This is a genomic window from Mesobacillus selenatarsenatis SF-1, from assembly GCF_000813125.1.
GTDB lineage: Bacteria > Bacillota > Bacilli > Bacillales > Cytobacillaceae > Mesobacillus > Mesobacillus selenatarsenatis.
Genome location: NZ_BASE01000094.1, coordinates 1 through 7,314 on the forward strand (window position 1 = coordinate 1; position 7,314 = coordinate 7,314).

Here is a 7,314-nt window from a genome sequence, read left to right on the forward strand (position 1 = left end):
ATTTAATGGACATTTCAAACAAGATGCCGGAGCAAAATGTCTAATAACTGGAGTTTAATGGACATTTCAAGCAAGATGCCGGAGTGAAATGTCTAATAACAGGGGTTTAATGGACATTTCAAGCCAGATGCCGGAGTGAAATGTCTAATGAATTTTTAGTCTTATAAACAAATAGTATATTCCAAGACGCAAAAAGCACCCATTCAATGGGTGCTATTGTGATGAGGATTCCTCTTGGAATCTATTATTTACACTTCCAGCCAGCCCTGTGACCATTTTTCTATTTCTTTCATAAGAGGTTCCAGAGACTTACCTTTCTCGGTCAAAGAATATTCGATTCGGACTGGGGTTTCAGGATGAACTTCACGTCTTACAATCCCTTCGTTTTCCAAATCCTTCAATCGCTCTGAAAGCACTCTGCCACTCACTCCTACAGAGGATTCAATCGTACAAAAACGCTGTGGTCCGGAAAGCAGCTGGTATATGATCAAGCCAGTCCAACGCTGGCTTAGGATTGTCATGGCTTTTTCAAATCTGGGACAAATCGACTTATCCATATCAATCACTCCTTACTAACATTATAAACATAACAACTGAGAAATAAATTACTTTTTATAAAAAAGATACTTGACGTAACTAAATTACAGTAATATAGTTACTTACATAAAGTAACCAACTTACTGCAGCTAAGTTGACTAAATTAATCCTAAAGGAGAGAGAGATGGAAATGTTAAAAAAGCATGAAGCAGCAGCAACCATTTTAAGAATAGTTTTAGGAGCTACATTTTTGATCCATGGAGCAGCAAAGTTCCAGGGGGGAATTGAAAATACAGTCGGATTTTTTGAAAGCCTAGGTTTCCCTGGATTCTCGGCATACATTGTTGCCTTAGTAGAACTTATTGGAGGGTTAGCGATGGTTCTGGGTGTAGGAACAAGGGTAGTTTCGATTTTATTTGCAATTGTTTTGGCAGTAGCTGTTGTAAAGGTGAAGCTTGCCGGGGGATTCCTGGGAAATGGTCAAATGGCCGGATTTGAACTTGATCTGGCCCTTCTGGCAATTTCCATCTTCCTTGCCATTACAAACAAATCGCTTTTTGCCCTGGATAATGTTATTTTTCAATCAAAGAATGCTTAAAGGAGGAAATGATTATGAGTTTTCATCAACCGCCAGTCACTTTTGTGGGGCTAGTAAATATAAAGGTACAAAGCTTGGAACGCTCCCTTACCTTTTATCAAGAGGTAATTGGTTTTAAGGTATATGAAAAAACGGATAAATCCGCCAAGTTAACTGCCGATGGAAAATCTGTGTTATTAAGCCTTGAGCAGCCATCCGATGTGATTCCGAAGAAGGGAAGAACAACTGGATTGTACCATTTTGCACTATTGCTGCCTGAACGGTCTGACCTGGCAAAAATACTGAAACACTTCCTGCAGACTGGACATCCATTGCAGGGGGCTTCTGACCATCTTGTAAGTGAAGCTCTATATTTAGCAGATCCCGATGGAAATGGAATTGAAATCTACACAGACAGACCTGCTTCAAAATGGGAATGGAATGAGCAGCATGTAGTGATGGCGACTCAGGCACTGGATGCAGAAAACCTTCTAGCAGAGGGAATGGAAGAAAAGTGGAATGGGCTTCCTGCAGAAACAGTGATGGGGCATATTCACTTACATGTCGCAGAATTAGCAAAGACAGAAGAGTTTTACACAAAGGGACTTGGATTTGACGTGGTAAGCCGTTATGGTCCACAAGCACTCTTCATTTCTTCAGGAAAGTACCATCATCATATCGGGCTGAACACCTGGAATGGATCAGGTGCACCTAAACCTCCTGCCAATAGCGTGGGTCTTGAATCTTATACTCTCGTCTTGCCCAACGAAGCGAGCTTGAAAGACACAGTAGCCCGCCTGCAAGAAATCGGAGCAGCTGTCGAAGAAGAAAAAGGCGTTTTCATTACGGAAGATCCTTCAGGAAACCGGATCATCCTGGAAACGGCCAAGTAAAATCAAAGGAATTGAAGGTGAAAAGAATGAGTTTTTTAAGAAAGCTTTTTGGCAGTAATAAAAAGGAGGAAACAATGATGACTGAAAAAATGAACATAGGAATTATTTTAGGCAGTACAAGACAGGGACGTGTAAGCCCTCAAGTTGGTGAATGGGTAAAGGGGATTGCTGATGAGCGTGGAAATGTAAATTATGAGATTGTTGATATTGCTGATTTTGAATTGCCTTTCCTAGGCACAACTGACGGTTCCGAGCCAGGGATTGCTGCCTGGAATGAAAAGCTTGCAAGCCTTGATGGCTTTGTCTTTATTGTCCAGGAGTACAATCACAGTATTACAGGTGCCTTGAAGAACGCGCTCGATTTTGCACGCGAAGCATGGAATAACAAAGCTGCTGGAATCGTAAGTTATGGTTCAACAGGGGGAGCGAGGGCAGCTGAGCATTTAAGAGGAATCTGTGGTGAATTGAAAATTGCCGACGTCCGTACACACCCGACTTTATCCCTGTTTACTGACTTTGAGAACGGTACAGAATTCAAGCCGCAAGCCCTGCACCTCGATAATGTCAATGCAATGCTCGATGAGGTCGAGGCTTGGAGCGGTGCACTTAAAACATTAAGATAAGCAGACGAGCATTTCTTTTGATTTTTGACCTAAAACGGATTATTATCTCGAAGTAAGCTATTTTAAATTCGAGATTTATTTTTCTCGAAATATTTTTACAATCAAGAAAGAAAAGGTGGAATAACAACATGGCTAAAGTTTTATACATCACAGCTCACCCGCTGACTGAAGAACAATCTTTCAGTCTTTCAGCAGGAAAAGCATTCATTGATACTTACAAAGAGCAGAACGAGAATGATGAAATCGTTCATCTGGATCTATTTAAGGAAAACATCCCCCACATCGATGCCGATGTTTTAGGCGGCTGGGGCAAGCTGCAACAAGGAACTGAGTTCACTGCGCTATCCGCTGATGAACAGGCAAAAATTGGCCGTCTTGCTGAGCTGGTTGACCAGTTCACAGCATCTGACAAATTTGTTTTCGTAACGCCGCTTTGGAACTTCTCATTCCCGCCAGTCATGAAGGCTTATCTCGACGCAGTAGCAGTAGCTGGAAAGACATTCAGATACACACAGGAAGGACCTGTCGGCTTGATGACTGACAAAAAAGCTCTTCACATCCAAGCTCGAGGCGGTTACTATTCAGAAGGACCAGCAGCGAACATGGAGATGGGAAATCGCTATATCGAAACAATCATGAACTTCTTCGGTGTACCTTCAATGGAATGCCTATACCTGGAAGGCCATAATGCAAACCCAGAAAAAGCACAGGAAATCAAAGAAAACGGAATTGCGCGTGCTAAGGATTTGGCGCACACGTTTTAATGAATAATTGACGGAAGCAGGCCGGTATATATCGGCCTGCTTTATTAGTTAGAGGGGCTTTAACGGCCACTTTTTCAGGAAGTCGCACTGAGATTGTCCGATAGAGTAGTTCTAACGGACATTTTTTTCAAGAAACCGAAATGAGATTGTCCGATAAAACCCTTCTAATGATCATCAGCTTATATAAAAAAAACGGATGCTCCATATCGGGCATCCGTTTCTAGTCATATTAAACTTCCTGTGGCACCTGTAGGCCCAATCCTTGAGCAATGCGTGTTCCGTATTCAGGGTCAGCCTTATAGAAGTGGCCGATTTGGCGAAGTTTGATATCGTCGCGCTGAACTGGCTTCATCGCAGCGACAATATTAGCGACAAGGCGTTCGCGTTCTTCCTCGCTCATCAAGCGGTATAGGTCACCAGCCTGGGTGTAATGGTCATGGTGGTCATAGCCTACGTTTTCAGCAACGCCGCTGACAGGGAAGGCTGCCTGCTTGTGTTCGTTCACTTCTGTTGGTCCTCCGAAACTATTAGGCTCATAGTTTACTGATTTGCCTCCATTGCCGTCGAAGCGCATCTGACCGTCACGCTGGTAGGAGTTCACTTCTGATTTTGCCCTGTTGATCGGCAGGTGATTATGGTTTGCACCAACACGGTAACGGTGTGCATCAGCATATGCAAACAGGCGGCCCTGCAGCATTTTATCAGGAGATACATCGACACCAGGTACAAGCGTACCAGGAGAGAATGTTGCCTGCTCAACTTCCGCAAAGTAGTTTTCAGGATTGCGATCCAATACCATGCGTCCGACTTCAATCAATGGATAGTCTTTTTGTGACCATACCTTTGTGACATCGAATGGATCGAAACGATATGTGTTCGCATCCTCAAGTGGCATGATCTGCACAAATAGCTTCCATGCAGGGAAGTCTCCAGCTTCAATCGCATTGAACAAATCTTCTGTGTGATAGTCAGGATTTTCGCCTGCAATTTTAGCGGCTACATCTGCTGTAAGGTTTTTCACGCCTTGTTCTGTCTTGAAGTGGTACTTGATCCAGACGCCATCACCCTCGGCATTGGTCCACTTGAACGTATGGCTGCCGAAACCGTGCATATGGCGAAGGGTAGCCGGGATGCCGCGATCTGACATCAGGATGGTTACCTGGTGCAAAGCCTCAGGTGAAAGAGACCAGAAATCCCAAACTGCATTCGGATCCTTAAGGTGAGTCTGAGGGTTCCTTTTTTGTGTATGGATGAAATCAGGGAACTTAATCGCGTCACGGATGAAAAATACCGGAGTATTGTTCCCGACGATATCATAGTTTCCTTCCTCTGTATAAAACTTCACTGCGAAACCGCGCGGGTCACGGACAGTATCCGCTGATCCGAGTTCACCGGCAACTGTCGAGAATCGGATGAACATAGGTGTTTTCTTGCCAACCTCTGAAAGGAAAGCAGCTTTTGTATATTGAGTCAGGTCATTTGTTACTTCAAAATAGCCATGAGCTCCGGCACCTTTTGCATGCACAACACGCTCCGGCACACGCTCACGGTTAAAGTGTGCCAATTTTTCCAGCAAGTGTACGTCTTGTAGTAGAGTAGGACCTCTTTGTCCCGCAGTCATAGAGTTCTGGTTGTCCCCAACCGGAGCTCCCCAGCTTGTAGTAAGATGTTTATTTTGATTAGTGCTCAATATGATCCCGCCTTTATATTGAATTTAATTTATAACTAAATGATAACATTTTTCAATTAAAAATCAATACTTAATTATAATTATTTTAATTAAGTAATAGTTATAAAATTTTGTTTGTCGCAAAAAATAAAATCTCCTATTATTATCATGTGAATTTCGGTGCTAGTCGAAATAAGTAGAGTTTCATTTTTAAAACTACCAAGTTACAAACCTGTAACACTATGTAAAATTTGAGCCGTAAACTTACAAGTATGGTTATTGAAGGAAGGCTAGCAAAGGTGGAATAAATTTCTACGTTTAAAAATAATCAAGCGTTTTCAGTGAATCGATGACTTTTCTCGTCTCTGGTACTTATTGGGCAATGAATAACTATGTTACAACTGCTAGCCTTATTAGTAGAGAAAGAGAGCAACATTACTGGGAGGTATGGAAAATGAGAAAAATGAAAAAGACATTGGCAGCGCTGACAGCGGTGGTATCCTTATCATTATTTTCAATGGGTGCAGCTGCTGAAGCGGCAACTTACCAGGTGAAAACAGGAGATACGATGTGGGGAATCGCCAGCAAATATGGTGTGCAACTGACAGAATTGAAGAAAGCGAACAATAGAACTAGCAATCTACTATATCCAGGACAAAAGTTGACGATCCCGGCTGCAGCCATATCTGCGGCAGATCAAGACTTGCTTGCAAGGCTGGTCCACGCTGAAGCAAAAGGCGAGCCATATGCAGGGAAAGTAGCAGTAGCGACTGTTGTCTTGAATAGAGTAGCAAGCCCTGAATTCCCTAACACAGTAAAGGGAGTTGTCTATGAAAAGGCAAACGGCTACTATGCTTTCACTCCTGTGAAAAATGGCGCAATCAATAAGCCAGCAGATGCAGAAGCCAAGAAAGCTGTAAAAGAAGCGCTAGCATTCAGAGGGCAAGGAAGTGGCTCATTGTTTTTCTTCAACCCTAAAACAGCGGTAAGTAAATGGGTGTTTTCAAGGGAAGTGACCGTAACGATTGGAAATCATAGATTTGCTAAGTAAGCTTAACAAAAGGTAACCAAAGTTTCATGTGCTAAACCGGAAAAAGCCGTGCGGATTCTCAATCTTCATGGCTTTTTCTCAATTGGGTTATCGGAAACTTTTTGCATGACACATAAAGCAAAAGAGCTTGTTAAATATTCAAATAAAACATACTATTTAATTGCAATACATAATGAATGGAGGAATGTTTTTTGATAGTTAAATCACGTGTTGAATCCCTTGAACTGCAGATTCTGAGAATACTGAATGCCCGATTGAACTTGTCTCCTAAAGAGTACAGTAACTATCTCTACCTGGAAAAAGGTTATGAAGGAGAAGTGATTTTTGACCGGTGGATGGAGGAGGTTGAAAAAAGTTTCCTGGTTATAAATGATCTGCTCCTTGAATATGGAAATACCAAATTTCAAATCGATTCTCTATTCATCTCAAAGATCATCCATTTGTTCGAAGTGAAGTATTTCGAAGGCGATTATTTTATCGAAGGTGATCGATGGTATACCAACAATGGAGTAGAAATCAAGAATCCTCTACAACAAATGGAACGAGCAGAATCTCTTCTGCGAAGGTTGGTACGAGACCTTGGATTCAACATTAATATCGAATCAACTCTAGTCTTCGTGAACCCGAACTTTTACCTCTATCAAGCTCCGCGTAATTTACCAATTATCTTTCCTAACCAGATTCCAAGACTACTTAATAAACTGCATAAACAAATTACCCCAATAAAAAATACCCATACAAATCTATCAGATAAGCTGCTTTCCCTGCATTCCCACGATTCACCGTATAAGAGGCTCCCTGAATATAATTTCGAGAAATTGAAGAAGGGAATAGCCTGTTCTCATTGTCATACATTGAATACCATGGTCACGAGAAAAACATTAATATGCAATAATTGCGGGAAGCGGGAAAATATTCATGAAGCAGTATTGAGAAGTGTTAGGGATATCCTATTACTTTTTCCGGAAGAAGCATTAACAGTCAATATGGTTCATGAATGGTGTGATTCTATTAAAACGAAGAAAGCCATTAGGAACATTCTCTTAGAAAACTTTACATTGGACGGGTATGGCCCGTCTTCTCGCTATGTAACTAAAGCAAAATAAAGGAGTATTCTAGATAAGATATCGTTTATGCAGGCAAGTTCATCCACATAAGAGTACCATTCAAGGCAAAAGATACCCTTATGCAGGCTAGTTT

8 protein-coding genes are annotated in these 7,314 nt (G+C 41.8%); 6 read left to right on the forward strand and 2 right to left on the reverse strand.

The genetic code is table 11. The features are described from left to right. Positions 1 to 248 precede the first annotated feature (248 nt). Positions 249 to 557, reverse strand: coding sequence for a winged helix-turn-helix transcriptional regulator (locus tag TY49_RS18650; RefSeq protein WP_041967425.1), 309 nt, complete (start codon positions 555 to 557; stop codon positions 249 to 251). 170 nt (positions 558 to 727) lie between these two features. Here TY49_RS18650 and TY49_RS18655 point away from each other — a divergent pair, with 170 nt between their 5' ends. From TY49_RS18655 to TY49_RS18670, 4 genes are all read left to right on the forward strand, one after another. Further along, entirely contained in the window at positions 728 to 1,135 is a 408-nt protein-coding gene (locus TY49_RS18655) for a DoxX family protein (protein WP_041967431.1), read from the forward strand. A 14-nt stretch (positions 1,136 to 1,149) separates the two neighbouring features. Then, a complete protein-coding gene (locus tag TY49_RS18660) occupies positions 1,150 to 2,007 on the forward strand; it encodes a VOC family protein (RefSeq protein ID WP_041967426.1) in 858 nt (285 codons plus the stop codon). 26 nt (positions 2,008 to 2,033) lie between these two features. Next, complete coding sequence (locus tag TY49_RS18665; RefSeq protein ID WP_041967427.1) at positions 2,034 to 2,630, forward strand: NADPH-dependent FMN reductase; 597 nt, start codon at positions 2,034 to 2,036, stop codon at positions 2,628 to 2,630. 128 nt (positions 2,631 to 2,758) lie between these two features. Further along, entirely contained in the window at positions 2,759 to 3,394 is a 636-nt protein-coding gene (locus TY49_RS18670) for an FMN-dependent NADH-azoreductase (RefSeq protein WP_041967428.1), read from the forward strand. Between the two features lie 229 nt (positions 3,395 to 3,623). On the opposite strand, the gene katA is transcribed toward TY49_RS18670, so the two are convergent. Continuing rightward, entirely contained in the window at positions 3,624 to 5,084 is a 1,461-nt protein-coding gene (katA, locus tag TY49_RS18675) for a catalase KatA (RefSeq protein WP_041967429.1), read from the reverse strand. A 442-nt stretch (positions 5,085 to 5,526) separates the two neighbouring features. On the opposite strand from katA, the gene TY49_RS18680 reads away from it, so the two are divergent. Together TY49_RS18680 and TY49_RS18685 are read left to right on the forward strand one after the other, a co-directional pair. Continuing rightward, the gene (locus tag TY49_RS18680; RefSeq protein ID WP_041967432.1) at positions 5,527 to 6,114 is read left to right on the forward strand and encodes a cell wall hydrolase; all 588 of its coding nucleotides are present in this window, start codon (positions 5,527 to 5,529) and stop codon (positions 6,112 to 6,114) included. 191 nt (positions 6,115 to 6,305) lie between these two features. Continuing rightward, entirely contained in the window at positions 6,306 to 7,220 is a 915-nt protein-coding gene (locus TY49_RS18685; RefSeq protein ID WP_041967430.1) for a nuclease-related domain-containing protein, read from the forward strand. Positions 7,221 to 7,314: the final 94 nt, after the last annotated feature.

What these genes read in the sequence shown, in the direction of transcription:
- TY49_RS18655 (WP_041967431.1), top strand. Translation starts at nt 728, where the DNA reads ATGTTAAAAAAGCATGAAGCAGCAGCAACCATTTTAAGAATAGTTTTA.
- TY49_RS18650 (WP_041967425.1), bottom strand. Translation starts at nt 557, where the DNA reads ATGGATAAGTCGATTTGTCCCAGATTTGAAAAAGCCATGACAATCCTA.
- TY49_RS18680 (WP_041967432.1), top strand. Translation starts at nt 5,527, where the DNA reads ATGAAAAAGACATTGGCAGCGCTGACAGCGGTGGTATCCTTATCATTA.
- TY49_RS18665 (WP_041967427.1), top strand. Translation starts at nt 2,034, where the DNA reads ATGAGTTTTTTAAGAAAGCTTTTTGGCAGTAATAAAAAGGAGGAAACA.
- TY49_RS18670 (WP_041967428.1), top strand. Translation starts at nt 2,759, where the DNA reads ATGGCTAAAGTTTTATACATCACAGCTCACCCGCTGACTGAAGAACAA.
- TY49_RS18660 (WP_041967426.1), top strand. Translation starts at nt 1,150, where the DNA reads ATGAGTTTTCATCAACCGCCAGTCACTTTTGTGGGGCTAGTAAATATA.